The 19,975-nt window shown below is 71.9% G+C and carries 15 protein-coding genes; 7 read left to right on the top strand and 8 right to left on the bottom strand.

From position 1 onward, the window contains the following. Positions 1-130: 130 nt before the first annotated feature. Complete coding sequence (locus tag LADH09A_RS16340) at positions 131-964, top strand: helix-turn-helix transcriptional regulator (RefSeq protein WP_238646079.1); 834 nt, start codon at positions 131-133, stop codon at positions 962-964. Here LADH09A_RS16340 and LADH09A_RS16335 read toward each other — a convergent pair. After that, on the bottom strand, positions 942-1,775 hold the full coding sequence (locus LADH09A_RS16335; protein ID WP_238646071.1) for a helix-turn-helix transcriptional regulator: 834 nt from the start codon (positions 1,773-1,775) through the stop codon (positions 942-944). The two genes, LADH09A_RS16340 and LADH09A_RS16335, sit on opposite strands and share 23 nt — an antisense overlap. Before the next feature lie 50 nt (positions 1,776-1,825). On the opposite strand from LADH09A_RS16335, the gene LADH09A_RS16330 reads away from it, so the two are divergent. Together LADH09A_RS16330 and LADH09A_RS16325 are read left to right on the top strand one after the other, a co-directional pair. After that, the gene (locus LADH09A_RS16330) at positions 1,826-2,248 is read left to right on the top strand and encodes a DUF2000 domain-containing protein (protein WP_238646070.1); all 423 of its coding nucleotides are present in this window, start codon (positions 1,826-1,828) and stop codon (positions 2,246-2,248) included. 96 nt (positions 2,249-2,344) lie between these two features. After that, positions 2,345-3,958, top strand: a complete 1,614-nt coding sequence (locus LADH09A_RS16325) for a ricin-type beta-trefoil lectin domain protein (protein ID WP_238646069.1) — start codon at positions 2,345-2,347, stop codon at positions 3,956-3,958. Positions 3,959-4,009: 51 nt separating this feature from the next. On the opposite strand, the gene LADH09A_RS31675 is transcribed toward LADH09A_RS16325, so the two are convergent. Together LADH09A_RS31675 and LADH09A_RS16310 are read right to left on the bottom strand one after the other, a co-directional pair. Next, positions 4,010-6,541: an FtsX-like permease family protein gene (locus tag LADH09A_RS31675; RefSeq protein WP_274529608.1), complete on the bottom strand. Its 2,532-nt coding sequence runs from the start codon at positions 6,539-6,541 to the stop codon at positions 4,010-4,012. Next, a complete protein-coding gene (locus tag LADH09A_RS16310; RefSeq protein WP_238646068.1) occupies positions 6,538-7,296 on the bottom strand; it encodes an ABC transporter ATP-binding protein in 759 nt (252 codons plus the stop codon). Before LADH09A_RS16310 ends, LADH09A_RS31675 begins: the two co-directional genes overlap by 4 nt. Positions 7,297-7,441: 145 nt before the next feature. Between LADH09A_RS16310 and LADH09A_RS16305 the strand changes: the two genes are divergently transcribed. From LADH09A_RS16305 to sthA, 4 genes are all read left to right on the top strand, one after another. Continuing rightward, on the top strand, positions 7,442-8,644 hold the full coding sequence (locus tag LADH09A_RS16305) for a sensor histidine kinase (RefSeq protein WP_238646067.1): 1,203 nt from the start codon (positions 7,442-7,444) through the stop codon (positions 8,642-8,644). After that, positions 8,641-9,279 (top strand): response regulator, encoded by a 639-nt coding sequence (locus LADH09A_RS16300; protein WP_238646066.1) that lies wholly within the window; start codon positions 8,641-8,643, stop codon positions 9,277-9,279. Before LADH09A_RS16305 ends, LADH09A_RS16300 begins: the two co-directional genes overlap by 4 nt. Before the next feature lie 85 nt (positions 9,280-9,364). Then, a complete protein-coding gene (locus LADH09A_RS16295; RefSeq protein ID WP_238646065.1) occupies positions 9,365-10,387 on the top strand; it encodes a fibronectin type III domain-containing protein in 1,023 nt (340 codons plus the stop codon). Positions 10,388-10,440: 53 nt separating this feature from the next. Next, positions 10,441-11,844: a Si-specific NAD(P)(+) transhydrogenase gene (sthA, locus tag LADH09A_RS16290; RefSeq protein ID WP_238646062.1), complete on the top strand. Its 1,404-nt coding sequence runs from the start codon at positions 10,441-10,443 to the stop codon at positions 11,842-11,844. 164 nt (positions 11,845-12,008) lie between these two features. Here the strand turns inward: sthA and LADH09A_RS16285 are convergent, their stop codons facing one another. The 5 genes from LADH09A_RS16285 to LADH09A_RS16265 all read right to left on the bottom strand — a co-directional run bounded on the left by LADH09A_RS16285 (position 12,009) and on the right by LADH09A_RS16265 (position 19,941). Further along, complete coding sequence (locus LADH09A_RS16285; protein ID WP_372492286.1) at positions 12,009-13,391, bottom strand: glycoside hydrolase family 10 protein; 1,383 nt, start codon at positions 13,389-13,391, stop codon at positions 12,009-12,011. 59 nt (positions 13,392-13,450) lie between these two features. Beyond that, entirely contained in the window at positions 13,451-14,779 is a 1,329-nt protein-coding gene (locus LADH09A_RS16280; protein ID WP_238646060.1) for an extracellular catalytic domain type 1 short-chain-length polyhydroxyalkanoate depolymerase, read from the bottom strand. Positions 14,780-15,086: 307 nt separating this feature from the next. Beyond that, the gene (locus LADH09A_RS16275) at positions 15,087-17,225 is read right to left on the bottom strand and encodes an alpha-glucuronidase (protein ID WP_238646058.1); all 2,139 of its coding nucleotides are present in this window, start codon (positions 17,223-17,225) and stop codon (positions 15,087-15,089) included. Next, complete coding sequence (locus LADH09A_RS16270; RefSeq protein ID WP_238646056.1) at positions 17,222-19,255, bottom strand: beta-galactosidase; 2,034 nt, start codon at positions 19,253-19,255, stop codon at positions 17,222-17,224. The genes LADH09A_RS16275 and LADH09A_RS16270 overlap by 4 nt, the downstream gene beginning before the upstream one ends. Continuing rightward, on the bottom strand, positions 19,252-19,941 hold the full coding sequence (locus LADH09A_RS16265) for a DUF624 domain-containing protein (RefSeq protein ID WP_238646054.1): 690 nt from the start codon (positions 19,939-19,941) through the stop codon (positions 19,252-19,254). Before LADH09A_RS16265 ends, LADH09A_RS16270 begins: the two co-directional genes overlap by 4 nt. Positions 19,942-19,975: the final 34 nt, after the last annotated feature.

Here is a 19,975-nt window from a genome sequence, read left to right as displayed (position 1 = left end):
CTGGCCCGCTGGCCCGCTGGCCTGCCCCTGGATCCCGTGCGATCTTGGGGACAGGCGGAACACCGCCCCCGGGCTGGCCTGTTGCAGTGGGCAGGCCGGCTCCTGCCGGCACGCAGTGATCGGAGAGACCGTGGACCGCGCCCAACTGGCCAGCTTCCTGCGCACCCGACGGGAGGCGCTCCAGCCCGAGGACGTCGGGCTGCCCCGGGGGCCGCGTCGGCGTACCGGTGGGCTGCGGCGCGAGGAAGTCGCCACGTTGAGCGGGATGTCCACCGACTACTACAGCCGGTTGGAGCAGCAGCGGGGGCCGCACCCGTCGGAGCAGATGCTCGCCGCCCTGGCGCGTGGTCTGCGGCTCTCCCTGGCCGAACGCGACCACCTGTTCCGGCTCGCCGGCCAGGCGATCCCCCACCGGGCGGTGTGGGCCGACCACGTCAACCCGGGAATGATGCGCATCCTCGACCGAATGCAGGACACCCCGGCCCAGGTGGTGAACCACCTTGGCGAGACCCTGGCGCAGACCGCGCCGGCCGTCGCCCTGCTCGGCGACGAGACCCGGTACGCCGGGCTGGCCCGCAGCGCGCACCACCGCTGGTTCACCGACCCGGCGGCACGGCAGCGGCACCCGGCGGAGGACCACCAGACGCAGAGCCGCCTGCTCGTGGCGGACCTGCGTGCGTCGTACACCCGTGACGGTCGCGGCTCGCGGGCCGCCGCGCTCGTCGACGACCTGCTGGCTCGGAGCCCGGAGTTCGCGCGGCTGTGGCGGGAGCACCCGGTGCCGACCGGCTACTGCCCGTCGAAGCACTTCCTGCACCCGGAGGTCGGGGCGTTGGAGCTGCACTGCCAGACCCTGGTGGACCCCGACCAGTCCCAGACGCTGCTGGTCTTCACCGCCGTGCCCGGCTCGGAGAGCGACGAGAAGCTGCGGCTGCTCGCCGTCATCGGCGGCCAGCTCGTCTGATCTCGGTGACCGGCCCGCCGAGGTAACGGGCCGGGCTGACGCCCAGGTACCGGCGGAAGTGGCGGGTCAGATGCGCCTGGTCGAAGAATCCGGCCGCGACGGCGGCCTCGGCCGGCCGCTGCCCGGCGAGGAGCAGGCGACGGACCAGCTCGACCCGGCGACCGGTCAGGTACGAGTGCGGTGGCACACCGTGTGCGTGGGTGAACGTCCGGACCAGGTGGGTCGGGTGGGCGTGCAGGAGCTCGGCGGCCTCGCCCAGCGTGACGCCTTCGACGGTGCGGGCGTCCAGCAGCTCACGCAGTCGGACGGCGAGCCCGCGTCCGGCCGGTCGTCCGCCGACCGGGGCGCGGTGGCGAAGCTGCCGGCGGAGCCGGTCCAGGATGAGTGCGAGCCGGCTCTCGGCCTCGAACTCGTCCCCGGGTGCAGCGAGCACCTGGTGCAGGTGGTGGATCCGGTCGCGTAGCTGCGGGTCGCCCAGGTCCGGTTCGTCGACCGCCCGGCCGACCAGCTCGGCACCGAGCGCCGAGGTGTCCAGGTACAGGACCCGTTTGCGGAACCCGCCCGGCGTGGCGGAGCTGCCGTCGTGCGGCACGTACGGCGGCAGCAGGGTGACCGACGTGCGCAGCGCGCCGTGCCGGTGCCGGTCCAGGTCGAAGCGGACCGCTCCGTCGTCGACGATCAGAAGCGTCCACACGTCGTGGATGTGACGGGGGTAGGCGTGGTCCACGAAATGGGCGTGGAAGACCTCGGCGACCCCGGCTACCTCGGGTCGCCACGCGTTGACGTGCGAGCCCGCCGGGCGGGTGGCCACGCTAAGAACGTACAAGACCGACCGGTCTCGGGGCGGGCAGGCTCGACGCCATGACCGAACCGATCCGCTTTCCCACCAAGATCGCTGTGCTGCTCCGTGACGACCTGGCGGGCTGGCAACGACTGAACGTCACCGCCTTCCTGGTCAGCGGCATCGCGCACGCCCAGCCGGAGCTGCTCGGCGAGGAGTACCGCGACGCGGACGGCACCCGATACCTGCCGATGTTCGGCCAGCCCGTGCTGGTCTTCGCCGGCGATCGGACGGCGCTGGTCGGCGCGCACTCGCGAGCCCTCGCCCGCGGGCTGCGGCTCGCGGTCTTCACGGCTGACCTGTTCGCCACCGGCAACGACCGGGACAACCGCGCCGCCGTGCAGGCCGTCGGTCGGGAGAAGCTCGACCTGGTCGGCCTGGCGTTGCACGCCCCGCGCAACGTGGTGGACAAGGTGCTCAAGGGCACGTCCATGCACCCGTAACGGCACCCGTCGCGGCAAAGGCATTGATATCGATGGGTGTGACTGTAATGATTAACACACTTTACAGTTGGCTTCGCCCGCCGGAAGGACCCCGACATGGCGCGACGATTGGCCGGGCCCGCACCCCGCCGCACCCGCATCAGGTTCATTTCCGCACTCGCCGCGGCCCTGCTGGCCGTACCGACAGGCCTGTTCGTCGGCGCCTCCCCCGCGACGGCCGCCGCGACCGGCGCCATCACCGGGTACGGCGGCAAGTGCGTCGACGTGACCGCCGCGAACCCGGCCAACAGCACCCCGGTGCAGCTCTACACCTGCAACGGCTCGACCGCCCAACAGTGGACGGTCGGCGACGACGGCACGATCCGGTCGCTCGGCAAGTGCCTCGACATCGCCGCCGCCAGCACCGCCAACGGCGCCCGCGCCCAGATCTACGACTGCAACGGCACCGGGGCGCAGCAGTGGTCGGCCAGCGCCGGGCAACTGGTCAACCCGGCCTCGGGCAAGTGCCTCGACGCGACCGGCCCCAGCTCCGCCGACGGCACTCCCCTACAGATCTGGAGCTGCACCGGCACCGCCAACCAGACCTGGACGCTACCCACCGGCGGCGGCACCCCACCGCCCTCGACGGGCGGCTTCACGCACCCCGGCGTGCTGGTCAGCCGGGGTCAGCTCGACTTCGTCCGCGGCCGGGTGCAGGCCGGCGCGCAGCCGTGGGCGTCGGCCTACAACCAGATGATGAGCAGCCGGTACGCCTCGCTGTCGCGCACCCCGGCACCCCGCCCGGTGGTCGAGTGCGGCTCCTACTCCAACCCGAACAACGGCTGCACCGAGGAGCGGGAGGACGCGATCGCCGCGTACACCCACGCGCTCGCCTGGTACGTCACCGGGGACGCCCGGTACGCGCAGAAGTCGGTCCAGATCATGGACGCCTGGTCGGCCACGATCACCGCGCACACCGGCAGCAACGCCCCCTTGCAGACCGGTTGGGCCGCCTCGGTCTGGCCCCGGGCCGCCGAGATCATCAAGTACACGTACACGAGCTGGCCCAACGCCAACCGGTTCGCCACCATGCTGCGCACCGTCTACCTGCCGGTGGTCCGCAACGGCTCGAACAGCAACGGCAACTGGGAACTGACCATGATGGAGGCGGCCGTGGGCATCGCCGTCTTCCTGGAGGACCGCACCGCCTACGACGCGGCCGTCACCCGCTTCCTCAACCGCACCCGGGCCTTCGTCTACCTGCCCAGCGACGGCGCGCTGCCGTACACGGTGCCCGGCAGCGGCCTGGACACCAGTTCCGAGATCATCGGCTACTGGCAGGGCCAGTCCACCTTCGTCGCCGGGCTCGCCCAGGAGACCTGCCGCGACTTCGTCCACACCGGGTACGGCATCTCCGCCATCTCCCACGTCGCGGAGACCTCCCGGATCCAGGGACGGGACCTGTACCCACAGGTCGGCGAGCGGCTGCGGCAGGCGCTCGGCCTCCACTCGCGCTACCAGCTCGGCGAGGCGCCGCCCTCCTGGCTCTGCGGCGGCAGCCTCACCCGGGGCCTCGGCCCGATCACCGAGGTCGGCTTCAACGCGATGAGCACCCGGCTGGGCAACGTCATGACCAACACCCAGACCCTCACGCTGCAACAGCGCCCGGCCGGCACCAACAACCTCTTCGTCGCCTGGGAGACGCTGACCCACGCCAGCAACCCCAACTGACCGTGTCACCACGGGTCGGCACCGCACCCCGACGCCGACCCGTGGCGGCGGTCAGCCGTCGGCGCCCAACGCCACCACCGGACTCACCCGCGACGCCCGCCGCGCCGGCAGCACTCCGGCCAGCGCGGTCAGCACGACCAACGTCGCGAAGAGCCCGACCAGCGGCAGCACCGGCACGGTCAGCGGTGCGTTGATCCCGAGAGCGCGAACCGCCAACCAGGCGTACGGGACGCCGAGCAGCAGGCCGATGGTCGCACCGATCACCCCGTACAGGCCGGACTCGACGGTCAGCATGGTGCGCAGGCCGGTCCGGGACAGGCCGATCGCCCGCAGCAGACCCGACTCGCGGATCCGCTCCACCACCGACAGGGCGGTGGTGGAACCCACGCCGACGACCGCGATCAGCACGGTCAGGCTGACCAGACCGACCGCGATCCAGACCAGGGTGCGCACCAGGGTGTCGTTACGGTCCCGTTCGTCGGCGAGCACCGCGAGGCCCACCCCCTCGCTGCCCGCGATCGCCTGCCGCAGCGCCCGCACGCCGGCGGTACGGCCTTCCTCGCCGGTGCCGGCCGCGTCGGCCAGCAGACCGGTGTACGCCGTGGCCACCCCGAGCCGGTCGAGGTCACCCCGGTCGGCCAGGATGCCGGCGTGCAGGGGGCCCTCGGCGGGCAGGACGGCGGCGACGCGTACGTCGACGGACCGCCCGCCGAGGGCGAGCGTGGCGGTGTCGCCGACGTGCAGTCCGGCGTCCCGGGCGACCCAACCGGCGAGCACGATGCGACCGGGGCCACGGTCGGCCAGGGCGCCCTGCGCCACGTCCAGGTCCCGCGTCGTCGGCAACGCGGCCACATCCAGGTCGCTCGTCGGGTAACCGGACTCCATGTCGCCGAGCTGGGTGCCCCCACGCGTCAGGGCGACGTCCCCGACCCGGCGGTACGGCACCACCCGGGCCAACGCCCCGTGTTCCGTCTTCGCCTGGGTCACGAGGGCACCCGGCAGCGTTCCGCCGTTGCTGGTGACCTCGAAGTCGGTCGGTGCGGACAGCGCCATCTCGCGGTCGGCGAGCACCTGGAGCGACGCGCCGCCGATGACCACCCCGGAGATCAGGGTCACGCCGAGCGCGACGACGACGGAGACCGCGGCCGCCCGGCGGGGCGCCCCGCCGATCCCGCCGACCGACATCCTTCCGAGCGGCCCGAGCTGGCGCAGCGGCCAACCCACCACGGCCAGCACCGGCCGCACCAGCAGCGGTCCGAGGGCCACCAGCGCGAAGAACGCCAGCCCGCCGGACCCGACCAGCAGGAGCAGCGGCATCGAGGGGTCGTACGTCGACTGGTCCGGCTGCGGCAACTGGCTGACCGTCGCGACGGCGGCCAGCACCGCGCCAGCGGCCAGGAGAAGCCCGAACGCCAGGCGAAGCACGCCGATGCCGCGCCGACCGGAGGTGGTGCTCGCCGTCCGCAGTGCCTCCAGCGGGGAGACCCGGGCGGCCGCGAGCGCCGGCGCCAGGACGGCCAGCACGGTGACCAGGACGGCGCCGACCACCACCACGCCCGCCGTCGCCAGTGGCAGGCCCGGCGAGGAGACGGCCATGCCGGCGGCCCGCAGGACGGCCGGCAGCGCGTACCCGAGGGCGAGGGCACTGGCCACCCCGACGACGCCGGCGACCAGCCCGGTCAGCGCCCCCTCGGCGGTCAACGCCCCCACCAGGGCGCCCCGGTTCGCGCCGACCGCACGCAGCAACGCGAGCTGCCGCATCCGCTGGGCGAAGACGATGCGGAAGGTCGAGGTGACCACCAGCGCCGCCGCGACGACAGCGATCGAGACGAAGATGCCGACCAGGACGAAGAGCCTCCCGACCTCCTCGGCCGCCGCGTTGGCCTCCGCCTGGCGCACCTCGGCACCGGTACGGATCGGCTGGCCGGCGACCGCCGCGCCGACCAGTCGACGGACGGTCTCCGTCGACGTGCCGGGGGCCACCCGCACGTCGACGCGCTCCAGGGCCGTCAGGCGTGCCCAGGACGTCAGCACGTTGTCCGGTGCGTACGCGTCGTAGCCGGCGTCGGCGGCGGTGTCGACCAGCCCGGTCACGGTGAGCCGGGCGGGCGTGGTGAGGTCACCGCCCGTGCCGGTGGTCGTGGCCCCGACCGTCAGCCCGAGCCGCTCGGCGGTACGCGGGGTGACCGCTATCTCGCCGGGGGCGTCGGGGTAGCTGCCCTCGATGACCCGGACCGTGGTCAGCGGGCCGGTGCCCGGGTCGGCCTGGACGTTGAGGTACCCCTCACCGACGGACACCCCGATCGCCACCCGGCTCACCGCCTCGGCCACACCGGGCACGGCGCGGACGCGTTCCAGATCCGCGACGGTGGGTGGCGCGTGGTCGGCGTCGCCGATCACCAGGTCGGTGGCGGCCGGGGTGCCGCTGAGGTTGTCCCGCACGGTCCGTTCGGTGATCTGCTGCACCAGCACGGTGCCGAAGACGACGAAGGACGCGACGAGGATCGCCAGACCGGTCAGGATCAGCCGGCCGGGCCGCCGGGCCGCGGCGCTCGTCTGGGTACGCAGCACTGTCGCTCTCATCCGCGGGCCGCCAGATCACGCAACGCGTCGGTCACCGACACCTGGTCCGGCTTGTCGATCTCGCCGGCGATCCGGCCGTCGGCCAGCAGCACCACCCGGTCGGCGTACGCGGCGGCGATCGGGTCGTGGGTCACCATGACGACGGTCTGACCGAGGTCGCGTACCGAGTCGCGCAGGATGGTGAGCACCTCCGCGCCGGAGCGGGAGTCGAGGTTGCCGGTCGGCTCGTCGGCGAAGACCACCTCGGGCCGTGCCACCAATGCCCGGGCCAGCGCCACGCGCTGCTGCTGGCCGCCGGACAACTCGCTCGGCCGGTGCTTCAGTCGGTCGCGGAGGCCCAGCAGGTCGACCAGGCGCGCCAGGAGTTCGGCGTCGGGCTGCCGGCCGGCGAGGTCCAGCGGCAGGGTGATGTTCTGCGCGGCGGTGAGCTGCGGCAGCAGGTTGAAGGACTGGAAGACGAAACCGATGCGCTCCCGGCGTACCCGGGTCAGCGTCCGGTCCGACTGGCCGGTCAGCTCGGTGCCGCCGAGCAGGACGCGGCCGGAGGTGGCGGTGTCGAGGCCGGCGAGGCAGTGCATCAGGGTCGACTTGCCGGACCCGGACGAACCCATGATCGCGGTGAACTCGGCCCGACCGAAGCCGACCGAGACGCCGTCCAGGGCACGGACCGCGGTGTCGCCGCTGCCGTACACCTTCACCAGCTCGACCGCGGCGACCGCGGCGTGGCTGGTGTCCGGCGGAGCGTGGGTTGTCATTGTTCCTCCAGTGGCTGCGATGTGACCCGGGAAGCGTCTCCGCCGCGGACGGGTGGGCGCATCGGCCCGGGGCCGGGTATCGGCGGGGCGGGGTCTGTCTTTCGGCCGATCTGCCGACCCGCCCGGCTGGCTACGCTGGGTCACCATGAGCACGCCGGATCTTCGACGTTGGTGGGTACGCCTGGCCCAGGCCGCCGGGCTGGTGGCCTTTGGCCTGCTCGCCCTCTTCGACTTCGCGGCCAGCACGGCGGATGACCGCGGCATCGCCGCTCTCCTGCTCCTGCTGGTGCCGATGGGCTTGGCGGCGGCGACGGTGCCACTCTGGCTACCGGTGCACCGGCCGGGTTCCCGCCGGCTGCCGGTGGCCGCGCTGGCACTCGCCACCGCCTCACTGGCCGTGACCGCAGGGGTGGTGCTCATCTCCGGGGGCGGTGGCATCCTGCCCGCCCGCACCTGGGGGCTCGCCGAGTCGGCCGGGCTGATCGGGGTCGTCTTCGTGGTGAGCCGTTGGGGCGCGCCCCGGCTCGCCCCGTGGGCGGCGGCGGTCGCCGGGCTCGCCGTCGCCGCGTTGCCGCTGCGTGTCGGCACCGAGAACCTGCTGGTGATCTTCGGTCTGCTCCAGGTGCTCGCCGCGGCCGGCGCCGCCGGGGTGGGGCTCTACCTGCGGATCATGGCCGCCGGGCGGGAGCGGGCCATCGCGCTGGTCCGGGCCGAGCAGCGCGCCGAGTTCGCCCGGGACCTGCACGACTTCATCGCCCACCACGTGACCGGCATCGTGGTGCAGGCGCAGGGCGCCCGGTTCGTCGCCGAGCAGGACCCGCAGCGGGTGATCGTCGCCCTGGAGCAGATCGAGCGGGCCGGCGCGGAGACGATGACCTCGATGCGGCGGATGGTCGGGATCCTGCGCAACCCGAACGCCCCGCCGGACGCGCCGCTGGCCCCACTGGCCGGGGTGACCGAGTTGGAGCCGCTGGTGACGGGGTTCAACGGGGCAGCGAGCACGCCGGCCCGACTGCACGTCGACGGCGACCTGGGTGGGCTGCCGGTGGAGGTATCGACCTCGGCGTACCGGGTGGTGATGGAGGGGCTGACCAACACCCGCCAGCACGCACCGGACGCCCGGTCGGTGGACGTGGCCGTGCGACGTACCCCCGACTGGCTGCTGGTCCGGGTGGCCGACGACGGCGCCGCCGGGCGCACGGCGCCGGCCCGGGGGCACGGCTTCGGTCTGATCGGCCTCACCGAGCGGGTACGCGCCCTCGGCGGCACGATCACCGCCGGACCGGGCGTCGCCGGTGGGTGGGTGCTCGACGCGGCGTTCCCGCTGCGCACGGCGGTGGGACGGTGATCCGGGTGCTGATCGCCGACGACCAGGCGATGGTCCGGACGGGCTTCGGCATGATCATCGGGGCGCAGCCGGACATGACGGTGGTCGGCGAGGCCGCCGACGGGGTCGCGGCCGTGGAACTGGCCCGTCGGCTGCGCCCGGACGTGGTGCTGCTGGACATCCGGATGCCCCGCCTCGACGGCCTGGAGGCCCTGCGGCTGCTCGCTGGGCCGGGCGTCGCCGACCCGATCCGGGTGGTCGTGGTGACCACCTTCGACCTGGACGAGTACGTGCACACCGCGCTGGCCAACGGCGCGTGCGGTTTCCTGCTCAAGGACTCCGGCCCGGCCCTGCTCATCGAGGCGGTCCGCGCGGCCGTCTCCGGTGACGCGCTGATCAGCCCGTCCATCACGGTACGGCTGCTGGAGCACCTCAGCTCGCCCGCTCCGGCCCACGACGACGCCGGCCTGTCACCCCGGGAACTCGACGTCGTGAAGCTCGTCGCCCGGGGCCTGACCAACGCCGAGATCGCCGCCCAGCTCTTCATCGCCGTCGGCACGGTCAAGACCCACCTGGCCAGCGTGCAGATGAAGCTCACGGCGCGCAACCGGGTCGAGATCGCCGCCTGGGCCTGGGAACGCCGCCTCGTCGGCTGACGGGACAACGACGCGGTCGGCGCTGACCTAGAATCAACGATGGTCGATGGCTGATCCGCTGCGTCCACTCGGAAGCGAGGCAACCATGCCTGATCAACCGTTCCGCGGCGTCCGGTCCAGGGCCGCCGCGCTGGCCGCCTGCGCGCTGGTGGCAACCCTGGTCGCGGCGGGCGCGACCCCGGCGTACGCCGCGGACGACATCGAACGCCCCACCGCGCCCGGCCCGATCACGGTCGTTTCCATCGACACCACCTCGGTCGAGCTGACCTGGGCGGCCTCGACCGACAACGTGGGCGTGGTCCGCTACCCGGTCGGGGCACGATTCGAGGACACCGGCGCCCAGTACTCGACCGACACCACCAGCATCCGGATCACCGGCCTGCGGCCGTCGCGCACGTACACCTTCTCGGTGTGGGCGCTGGACGCGGCCGGCAACAGCTCACTGGCCAACCCGACCCTGCGGCTGACCATGCCACCCGGGGACGACCAACCGCCGGGCGCGCCCGGTCAACCGGTGGCGTACGACGTCTCCGCCACCCAGGTCTGGCTCCGGTGGGCGCACTCGGTGGAGAACGTCGCGCTCGACCGGTACGAGGTGTTCCGGGTCGACGCCGGCGGCGCTCTCACCCTGGTCCGCGACGTGTCGCAGTACCCGCCCCGCAACAGCGCCCAGATCGGTGGGTTGACGCCGAACACCCCGTACACCTTCGTGGTGCGGGCCCGCGACGAGGTCGGGCACCTGTCCCCCCTGTCCGCGCCGGTCACGGTGACCACCCTGCCGCCGCCGCCGAGCTGCGCGGTCCGGTCCGTCGTGCGGCAGTGGTCGGACGGCTTCGTGGCGCACCTCGTCGTCACCAACACCGGCACCACGGCGGTCGACGGGTGGACGATGACGTGGCGGTTCTGGGCCAGCCAGCAGGTGCAGGGCATCTGGGGCGCGAAGGTCGTCGACCGTGTCAACAACAGCTACCTCCGGGTGGCCAACACCAGCCGCAACGCCGTGATCCCGCCCGGCGGCAGCGTGTCGCTGGGGCTCGTCGCCACCGGCACGCAACTGCCGGAGGAGATCACGCTCAACGGCGGTCTCTGCACGGTGGCAGACGAATAACGCTCGACCCCGGGGTCTGGCGCGCGCCGCGACATATTGCGACGCTAACGCCTGTGTATGACTATGACCTGTTGGTGCTGGGCTCCGGACCCGGCGGTCAGAAGGCCGCGATCGCCGCCGCCAAACTCGGCAGGCGGGTCGGCATCGTGGACCGCCGCGACATGATCGGTGGGGTGTGCATCAACACCGGCACCGTCCCCTCCAAGACCCTGCGCGAGGCCGTGCTCTACCTGACCGGGCTGAGCCAACGCGACCTCTACGGCAGCAGCTACCGGGTCAAGGACGAGATCACGGTCAGCGACCTGGCGGCCCGGACGCAGCACGTGATCACCCGGCAGACCGACGTCATCCGCAATCAACTGGCCCGCAACCGCGTCGCGTTGATCACCGGCACCGGGCGCTTCGCGGACGCGCACACGATCTGGGTCGACGGTGGCTCCGGCCGCGAGTCCAGAGTGACCTTCGACAAGATCATTATCGCTGCCGGCACGCGCCCGGCCCGCCCGGACAGCGTCGACTTCGACGACCGGACGATCGTGGACTCCGACGGCGTCATCAACCTCCAGGCCGTACCCCGCAGCATGGTCGTGGTCGGCGCCGGCGTGATCGGCATGGAGTACGCGTCGATGTTCGCCGCGCTCGGCACCAAGGTGACCGTCGTGGAACGCCGCGACCGGATGCTCGACTTCTGCGACGAGGAGGTCGTCGAGTCGCTGAAGTACCACCTGCGCGACCTGTCCGTGGCGTTCCGCTTCGGCGAGGAGGTCGCCGCCGTGGAGAAACACCAGACGGCGGCGCTGTGCATCCTCAAGAGCGGCAAGAAGATCGTCGCCGACACGGTGATGTACTCCGCCGGCCGACAGGGCCAGACCGACGACCTCGCGCTGGAGGCGGCCGGGCTGGAGGCGGACCGGCGCGGCCGGATCACGGTCGACGCCAACTACCGCACCCCGGTCGACAACATCTACGCCGTCGGCGACGTGATCGGCTTCCCCGCCCTCGCGTCCACCTCGATGGAACAGGGCCGGCTGGCCGCGCAGCACGCCTGCGGCGAGCCGATCCGGGAGATGCACGGCCTGCAACCGATCGGCATCTACACGATCCCGGAGATCAGCTTCGTCGGGCAGACCGAGGCGCAGCTCACCGAGAGCTCAACGCCGTTCGAGGTGGGCATCGCGCGCTACCGGGAGCTGGCCCGGGGCCAGATCGTCGGCGACTCGTACGGCCTGCTGAAACTGCTCGTGTCCCCCGACGACGGCCGACTGCTCGGGGTGCACGTGTTCGGCACCGCCGCCACCGAGATCGTCCACATCGGGCAGGCCGTGATGGGCTGCGGCGGCACGATCGACTACCTGGTCGACGCGGTGTTCAACTACCCGACGCTGGCCGAGGCGTACAAGGTCGCCGCCCTGGACGCCTCCAACAAAATCCGCAACATAACCCGAATAGACGGCTAACCCCCACCCACCTCCCCACCCACCCCACCCCACCCACCCCACCCCTTCGCCCCGGTGATCAAGAGGTTTGCGTCACGACACGCCGTGCCCGTTGACGCAAACCTCTTGATCACGCGCTCGGAGGGGTCAGGTGTGGGAGGGTTTCCCGCACCTGACCCCTGGGGTCAGCTTGCTGTGCAGGTTGGGGTTATGGTGCCGGCGGTGCCGTTGGCCTGGAAGCCGTACTCGGTGGACTGACCGGCGCCGACCCGGCCGTTGTAGGCCACGTTCGTCCAACTCGTCGCGCCGCTGCTACCACTGCGGTTGGCGTTCCAGGCGTTGGTGACCGTCGCGCCGGACGGCAACGCGATGCCGACCGTCCAGCCGCTGATGGCCGACGAGCCGGCCGTCACCCTCACCGTGGCCACGAAGCCACCCGTCCACTGGTTCACCGACACCGTCGCGGTGCAGCCGCCCTGCCCCGGGGGCGGGGTGGTGGGCGGGTCGGTCGGCGGGTCGGTGGGCGGATCGGTCGGCGGATCGGTCGGCGTGGTGCCGTTGTTCAGTGCGGCGAGGACCGCGTCGTACGCCGGCTTCTTGGACCCGTTGCTGTTGAACAGCAGCGGCGTCTGCGAGGCCCGCCACGAGTCGCTGTCGCGGATGCCCCACACGGTGATGCCGTTGCAGCGGGGCACCGCGAGGCAGTCCTCCACGACACTGCGGTAGGTGGCCGCGGACGCGCCCTGGATGTCCAGCTCGGTGATCTGCACGTCCACACCCAGTGCCGCGAAGCTCGACAGCGTGGTGCGGTAGTTGCTCACGTACGGGGACTCGTTGTTGAAGTGCGACTGGAAACCGACGCAGTCGATCGGCACACCACGGGCCTTGAAGTCGCGGACCATGTTGTAGACGCCCTGGGTCTTGGCGTGCGTCCAGTTGTCGGTGTTGTAGTCGTTGTAACAGAGCTTCGCGCCCGGGTCGGCGGCCCGCGCGGCCCGGAAGGCCGCCTCGATCCAGTCGTTGCCCGTGCGCTGGAGGTTGGAGTCCCGACGGCCACCGGAGCTGCCGTCCGCGAACGCCTCGTTCACCACGTCCCAGGCCACGACCTGGCCCCGGAAGTGCGTCGCCACCTGCGTCACGTGGTTGAGCATCGCCGACCGCAGGGCGGTGCCACTCATGCTCTCCATCCACGACGGCTGCTGCGAGTGCCACGCCAGGGTGTGACCCCGCACGCTCATCCCCCGACTGCGCGCGTGGTTCACGATCTGCTCCGCCGCGCCGTAACTGAACCGACCCTGCTGCGGCTCCGTCGCGTCGATCTTCATCTCGTTCTCGGGCGTCACCGAGTTGAACTCACGATTCAAGATCGTCGTGTACGCGCTGTCCGACAACCTGCCGGCCGCCACCGCCGTACCGAAATAGCGATTTTTCTCGGCGGCGGACGCGCCGAGCGTGGTCCCGGCGGCGGCGGGCGCCGTCGTGAACAGCGCCATGCCGGCGACGAGCGCACCCGCGCCGGCCAGCGCGACGGCAGCTCTCGATGCCGCCTTCCATCTCGCGTTTCTCATCGTGTGGCTCCTTCTGTGGTGGTGGGTGGGACGGTCTGTGGTGGTGGGTCAGGGGACATTCAGGACACCGCGCAGGCGGTGCCGTTCAGGGCGAACGACGACGGTTCGCCGGTGCCGCCCTCATGGCTGGCCTGGAAGCCGATCTCGACCGACGCGTTCGGGGCGATGGCGGCGTTGTAGGAGGCGTTGCGCGCGGTGACCGCACCGCTCGCCGGGGTGTACTGGGCGTTCCAGCCGCTGGTGATGCGTTGTCCGGTGGGCAGGGTGAAGGTCAGCGCCCACCCGTTGACGGCGCTGGACGCGGTGTTGGTGATGGTCACGCTCGCGGTGAGGCCGGAGTTCCAGGCGTTGACCGCGTACCCGATCCGGCACCCGCCCTCGGTGGGCGGCGGCGTGGTCGGCGGCGGCGTGGTCGGTGGCGGCGTGGTCGGTGGCGGCGTGGTCGGTGGCGGCGTGGTCGGAGGCGGCGTCGTGCCGTCCAGCCCGAAGAAGCGGATCACCTGCGCGGCGTCGACCGGCAGGTTGTGCGTGACACCCTGCATGCTGATCGCCTCGATGGGCGCCGTCGCACCGCTGTTGCCGTAGCGGGTGCGGGTGTAGCCGGACTGGGGGGTGTCGGTGTACGTCGGGGTCTGGCTCAGGCCGTGCACGTTGGTCCACTGCTTGACCTGCTCACCGAAGTTCGGGTAGCGCAGCGTCTCGTCGTTGGTGCCGTGCCAGATCTGCATCCGTGGTCGCTGGCCGGTGTAGCCCGGGTACGCCTCGCGGACGAGGTCGCCCCACTGCTGTGCGGTCCTGACGACCTGCCCGTTCGCGCACTGGCTGTTCCACTCGGAGGTGCCGCCGGTGGCGAAGCAGCCGAACGGCACACCGGCGAAGGACGCACCCGCCGCGAAGACATCCGGGTAGACGCCCAGCATGACGTTGGTCATCATCGCCCCGGAGGAGGTGCCGGTCGCGAAGATCCGCGCGGGGTCGGCGGCGTACCGCTGTCGCACGTGCTCGACCATCGACATGAGCCCGACCGGGTCGCTGCCCCCGCCACGGCGTAACGCCTGCGGCGAGTAGACGTCCCAGCACTTGCTGCTGCGGGTGGCCGACGGGTAGATCACGATGAACCCGTACCGGTCCGCGAGGGACGCGTACTGCGTGCCCGAGTGGAATGCCGGGCCCGTACCGGTGCAGTAGTGCATCGCCAGGAGGATCGCCGGTCGGGTCGCCACCCGGTCCGGGACGTACAGGTGCATCTGCAGGTTGGTGGGGTTGGTGCCGAAGTTGGTCACCTGCGTGAGCGTCGCCGCCGACGCCGGTGTGGGAAACGTCAACGCGGCGGCGGCCAGTGTCACGGCCGCCAGCACGACGCCAAGCGTTCTTGTCTTCAGTGTCATCGTCGCGATCCCTCGGGAAAAAGGCGCGTGGAAGGGGACTCAAGTCGAGGACTGCCCTTCGCCCGACCTTGACCGCGGCTCGCGTGACCATGCCAGCTTCAATCGAGACACCTCGATTGTCAAGAGTTCCGGAAACCTTCCGCTGCAACGGATCCGGCGGCCACCTGCACACCGATGGGCATCGACGTGCGTGAGCACCATCGACTGGTTGCGAGCAATTACCGGGAGGTTATCGAAACGTGCCGGGACTGCCGGAGACACGACGGGGAGACCCGGCTCGTTGGCCGCGCCTCCCCCGTCGTGCCGGTCAGTAGATGGTGCGGCCTCGCCCGTCGGGCACCCCGGACTTGCGGTAGAAGTACGTGTTGATCTGGTCGCGCCACTCGGTGGCGGAGCGCACCTGCTCGTCGAGGCGTTCGGCCACCCGCTCGTACACCGCCGGGTCGATCATCCCGTTCAGCGTCTGCCACCGCCGTCGCATCGCCACCACCTCCTCGACACCGGCGAAGTGGGTGTCGTAGATGTGCTGGATGACGGTCGACCCGCTGTGCATTACGTGCCCGTACGGCACGTGGTGGAAGAACAGCAGCAGCTCGTCGGGGCAGCTCTCCGGCGACTCGTACACCCGCGCCCAGTGCGGCGGGTACTGGCCGGCGAAGCCGGTGCCCGACGCACGGCTGCGGTCCACGCCCACTCCGTCGCGGTCGGCGAAGTGGTAGGTGCCCCACCGCGTGTACTCGTACCCGTCGACGCCGGGGCCGTAGTGGTCGCCCGGGTTGACCATGAAGCCGACGCCCAGCGGCGCGGTGTAGCGCTCGTACGTGCGCCACGAGTCGTCCATGATCTCGTGCAGCGTCCGCCCCACCACCTCCGGTTCGGCGGTCGCCGACGGCGGGAAGGTCAGCGCGATCCACTCGTCGAGGACCGCCCGCGGATCCATCCGCGGGTTCCAGGCGAGCCGCCCGAACGTGTACAGGTTGGCCTGCGCCAACGGGTGCCCGGTCCAGAAGGGGTCGTCGCCCACGTTGGCGACAGCGACCAGACCACCGCCCGCGCCCGACTCCCCGGCGACCACGTCAGCCACCGTCCGCCCGCCGGGCCCCCACGGCGCGAACCGCAGCACCTCACCCCACCACGGGCCGAGGTGGCAGACGTGCCGCTGCTGGCCCGTGTACTCCTGGGTGACCTGCAACTCCACCGCCAGCCGGGTGGCGGGCATCGCGGCGATCACCGGGGAGACCGGTTCCCGGGTCTGGAAGTCCACCGGACCGAACTTCACCTGCAGGACCACGTTGGTCCGGAACCGCCCGTCGAGCGGGGCGAAGTGGTCGTACGCGGCGCGCGCCCGGTCGGTGGACCGGTCCCGCCAGTCCTGGTGGTGGTTGTAGACGAACGCCCGCCAGTGCACCACTCCCCCGACCGGGGCCAACGCCTCGGCCAGCACGTTCGCTCCGTCGGCGTGGTCTCGTCCGTAGGTGAACGGGCCGGGCTGCCCCTCCGAGTCGGCCTTCACCAGGTAACCGCCGAAGTCCGGGATGCGCTCGTACACCTTGCGGGTGGTCGCGGCCCACCAGACCCGCACCGCTTCGTCCAGCGGGTCGGCGGTGGACAGGCCACCGAGCACCACCGGCGCGGCGAAGGTGACCGACAGGTGCACCCGGATGTTGTACGGCCGCAGCACGTCCGCGATCTCGGCCACGTCGCCGAGCCGGTCGGTGAGCAGCAGCGCCTCCGTCCGGGACACGTTGACGTTGTTCACCGAGATCGCGTTGACACCGCTCGCGGCCAGCAGCCGCCCGTACTCCCGGACCCGGGCCAGGTCGCCGCGCGGCCGGCCGTCCTGCCAGAAGATCGAGCCGCCCGCGTACCCCCGTTCGACCTGGCCCATCACCGGGTGCACGGCCACGTTGTCCCAGTGGTTCAGCATCCGCCGGCGCAGCGCCGGCCGGTGCCGCTCCGGTGGACGGGCCGGATCGAAGGCCGTCGCACAGAGCCGGACGACGTGGAACAGCCCGTAAAGCAGGCCGGCCGGCGCGTCGGCCAGCACCACGGTCATCTCACCGTCACGGGCCAGCAGGAACCCCTCGTCACCGAGCGGCTCACCACCACCGATCCCGGTCAGCGCCGCCTCCGCCGCCGACCGCGCCGCCTCGACCGCCGGGCTGGGCAGCGCGTCGGCGCCGCGCAGGGCGAGCACCAGGTCGACGTCGACGTCCCAGGAGGGTGAGTGCCACACCCGCCCGCCGTAGCGCGCACAGGCACGCGAGACCTCGTCCAGGACGGTGTCGACGAGCAACCCCTCGCCGTGGACGAGGACGCGACGCGCGCCGAGCGACCGGAAGGCTTCCGGGGGCAACCAGGCCGCGTGCACGCGCGGCTCGCGGGGTTCCATCGGTTCCTCGACGAACATCAGGTGCTCCAGGTCGACGGACTCCTCGGCGTTCACCCGTCCTCCCGCAGGACGACGACGCCGTACGCCGGCAGGCGCAGGGCCGAGCCGGCTTGCGTCCGGTCACCGGTGAGCAGGTCGACGCCACTGGTCGGCGCGGTCACCTCGATCGGCGCCGTGCAGTGGTTGAGCAGGAAGAGCAGCCGTGACCCGTCCGGCGCGACCCGCACGGCGGATTCCAGGTCCGGTGTGTCCGGGTAGGGCCCGAGCACGTCGTGCCGGGCCAGCACGTGCCGGACCACCCAGGACACCCCGGCCTGGTCCAGACCCGCTGCCACGTACCAGCCGTCGCCGGCACCGAAGGAGTTGCGGGTCACCGCGGGCGTGCCCGCGTAGAAGTCGGCCTGGTACGTGCCGACCACCTGGGCGCCCTGCGGGGTCACCACCTCGAACAGCAGCCGCGCCTCGACGTCGACCTGGTCGGTGCCGCCGCCGAGGCGGACCGGGTTGACCACCTCCGGGCCGCGGGCGTCCCACTCGTCGATCCGGACACCTGTCAGCTGCCCGAGCGGGCCCGGCACGTCCATGAGGAAGGCCTGGTCGTTCTCGTCCACGCGACCCGACAGGTAGGTGGTGAGCACCGATCCGCCGCGCGCCGCCACCGCCTCGAGGCGCTGCGGCAGATCACCCTTGAGCATGTGCAGGGCCGGCGCGACGACCACGTCGTAGCCGGACAGGTCGGCGGTCACCGCGACGACGTCCAGGTCCACGCCGGCGTCCCAGAGCGCCCGGTGGTACGCGAGCACGACCTGCTGGTAGCGGACCAGCCGCGACGGCCCGTCGGAGATCTCCAACGCCCACCAGCTGTCCCAGTCGAACAGCAGCGCCACCCGGGCCGGCGTCCTCGCGCCCAGCGACGCCGGGCCCAGCCGGTCCAGCTCGGCGCCCAGCTCGGCGACCTCCCGGAACACCCGGGTGTCGGAGCGGCCGGCATGGCCGATGACCGCGCCGTGGTATTTCTCGCTGGCGCCCCGGGAGGCCCGCAGTTGGAAGAACAGCACCGCGTCGGCGCCGTGCGCCACCGCCTGCCAACTCCACAGCCGCATCAGACCGGGCCGCTTGAGCGGGTTGACGTCCCGGCACGCGGTGGCGCCCGGCGACTGTTCCATCAACCAGAACGGCTGGCCGTCCTTGAGCCCGCGCATCAGGTCGTGGGTCAGCGCCATCCGGGCCGCCGACTCGTCGTCCGGCGGGTAGTTGTCCCAGGAGGCGAAGTCCAGGTGCGTGGCCCAGCGGTGGTAGTCGATCGGCCGGTACATGCCCATGAAGTTGGTCGTCACCGGCAGGCTGGGGCTGGACTCCCGGATGGCCGTCTTCTCGTCCAGGAAGTTGGTCAGCATCGCGTCGGAGGAGAACCGCAGGTAGTCCAGCGTGATCCCCTGGAACGCGGTGTGGTCCGGCCCGCGCCAGTGCTCGGTGAGCGCCGACGGCGGCTCGATCTGGTCCCAGTCGGTGAAGGTGTGCGACCAGAAGGTGGTGTACCAGGCCGCGTTCAGGTTCTCCAGGGTGCCGTAGCGGTGGCGCAACCAGGCCCGGAAGCCGGCCGCGCACAGGTCGCAGTAGCAGGCGCCGCCGTACTCGTTGCCGACGTGCCACGCGACGACCGCCGGGGTGTCGGCGTAGCGGCGGGAGACCCGGCGGGCCAGCTCGACGGAGAGCCGGCGGAAGACCGGGGAGCTGGGGCAGGAGTTGTGTCGCTGCCCGAACCGGTGCTTGCGGCCCTCGAAGTCGGTCCGGGTCACCTCGGGGTACGCCTTCGCCAACCACGCCGGGTGCGCCCCGGTGCCGGTGGCCAGGCAGATTCCGCGCCCCTCGGCGGCGGCCCGCTCCACGATCCGGTCCAGCAGCGAGAAGTCGTAGACGCCCTCGGCGGGCTGGACGAGCGCCCAGTCGAAGACGCCGATGGTGACCAGGTCGATCCGGGCGCTGTCGAAGAGACGTTGGTCCTGCTTCCACACGTCCTCGGGCCACTGTTCCGGGTTGTAGTCGCCCCCGAAGGGCACCTTGGCGGTGACGGGCAGGCTCATGCGGTGAACTCCTTCCGGATCAGGTGGATCATCGGGTCGCTGACGCGCAGGAACGCGAGGAGCGCGACCGAGCCGAGCATCGCCAGCACGGCCTCGGAGAAGACCGCGGTGATCCCGGCCGCCGCGGCCAGCAGCAGCGCGGTGCCGACGGTGACACCGGGGGTACGCACGAGGAAGTGCACGGCCAGCCGCAGCACGTCGCGGGTGCGGAAGTCGAACAGTGCGGTGATCACCAGGGCGTTGGCCGCGCAGAGCGTCACCGCCACGGCCAGCAGGACCAGCGGCACGGCCCACCAGCCGGCGAGGCCGACCGCGCCCCGGTAGGCGAGGTTCAGGGCGAGCACGGTCAGCCACAGCAGGGTCGGCACCCAGACGCGCAGGGTGCCGGACAGGTTCGCCCGGTACCCGCGCCAGAACAGGGCGGCGGGCCGCAGGTCGGTCAGGTCGAGGCGCTGGTGACGCAGGGCGTACAGGGCGGCGGAGATCGCCGGCCCGACCGGCAGGAGGAGCAGCGCGACCAGCGGCAGGTTGCTGGGGTCACGGCCCAGCAGCAGCAGTGGGAGCAGGCCGGGCACCGTGGTGAGCAGGAGCAGCAGCTCGACCACCAGCAGGATGTAGACCCGGGAGGTGACCCGCGACAGTGGCCCGTCGCCGAACTGTCGCCAGGCCTGGGCGGCGCCGCTCACGGTTGCTCCTTCCGGTCGTTCCGGACGACCGGCA

The sequence above is a fragment of the Micromonospora cabrerizensis genome (assembly GCF_022230955.1).
GTDB lineage: Bacteria > Actinomycetota > Actinomycetes > Mycobacteriales > Micromonosporaceae > Micromonospora > Micromonospora cabrerizensis.
This window is presented reverse-complemented; position numbering and strand designations above follow the sequence as displayed.